2 protein-coding genes are annotated in these 1,236 nt (G+C 77.2%); one reads left to right on the top strand and one right to left on the bottom strand.

The window, feature by feature from the left end; genetic code table 11:
* Positions 1 to 86 precede the first annotated feature (86 nt).
* A complete protein-coding gene (locus DVA66_RS20495; protein ID WP_114561583.1) occupies positions 87 to 548 on the bottom strand; it encodes a DUF6194 family protein in 462 nt (153 codons plus the stop codon).
* An 81-nt stretch (positions 549 to 629) separates the two neighbouring features.
* Here DVA66_RS20495 and DVA66_RS20490 point away from each other — a divergent pair.
* Positions 630 to 1,236, top strand: a 607-nt coding sequence (locus DVA66_RS20490; RefSeq protein WP_198672012.1) for a MerR family transcriptional regulator, incomplete at its 3' end; no start/stop codon positions are given.

Genomic DNA, 1,236 nt, shown 5'->3' with positions numbered 1-1,236 from the left:
CAGGTGCGCCGGCTGGCCGAGCGCGGGCTGGAGCAGCTGCGGGCCGAGTGCCCCTCCCAGCACCGGCTCGCCGCCTGAGCCCGGTGTCAGCCGCGGCGCTCGTGGCGGGCGCGGGCGGCGGCGTGGGCGGTGCGGAGCAGCTCCCGCACGGCCTCGCTGGTGCGCGGACCGGGGTTGGTGACGCACAGCCAGCCCAGCCCGCCGTAGACCGGGTGGGCGGTGACGGTGTCGTCGGGCAGCGCCGCGGAGGGGATGGCCTCGCCGGCTGCCCGCGGCGCGTGCCCGGTCCAGCGGACGAAGGCGTCCCGGCCGGCAGCGACGTTGACCCGGAACGCGCCCGGGCGGTCGAGCCGGGACCGGTCGTCGTCGGGGTAGTCCTTGGTGACGACGGTCGCGAACGGCTGGGTGCGGGGGAGGACGCCGTCGGGGGCGTAGTAGAAGAAGCCGTCGCCCCAGCTGAGCTCGGGGGAGCCGTCGCCGGGACCGGGCCGGAGGGTGAGCACGCCGTCCAGCTGTCCCACCAGTGCGAAGATCTCGTCCATGGTCATGTGCTCCAGCGTCACATCGAAGTGCTTGTGGAGGGTTGGTCGTACCGTGGCCTGGCTGGCAGGGCCGGAGGTCTCCAACCGGTGAGGCTGCGGACGGTCGACCTGGCCCGGGCCGGAGGGTGCTCGGTGCAGCAGGTGCGCAACCTCGAGCGGGACGGGGTGCTGCCGCCCGCGGGGCGCACCGCGGCCGGCTACCGGGTGTACGACGAGCGGCACCGCCAGGCGGTGGTCGCCTACGGGGGGCTGTCCCGGGGCGCCGGGCCGGGAGAGGCCAAGCGACTGCTGCGGGCGGCGGTGGACGGGAGGACGGAGGAGGCGCTGGTCCGGTTGGACGCCGTCCACGCCGGGCTGCACCGGGAACGGCAGGAGCTGGCGCGGGCCCGGGAGGCGGCGGCCGTGATCGTCGCCGAGCCGGTCGAGGACGTCCGGCCGTCGGACGCGATGACCGTCTCCGAGCTGGCCGACGCGCTCGGCGTCCGGCCGTCCACCCTGCGGCACTGGGACGCCGAGGGGCTGGTGGTGCCCGGACGTGCCGGACCCCGGGCGGCGCGCCGCTACGCCCCGGCCGACGTCGCGACCGCGCGGGTGGTGCACCAGCTGCGACGGGCCGGTTACGGCGTCCGGGCCGTGGCCGAGCTGCTGCCGGCGCTGCAGGGTGCGGGCCGCGGCGAGCTGGGCGCCGTGCTGA

It is taken from the genome of Desertihabitans aurantiacus (assembly GCF_003344635.1).
GTDB lineage: Bacteria > Actinomycetota > Actinomycetes > Propionibacteriales > Propionibacteriaceae > Desertihabitans > Desertihabitans aurantiacus.
This window is presented reverse-complemented; position numbering and strand designations above follow the sequence as displayed.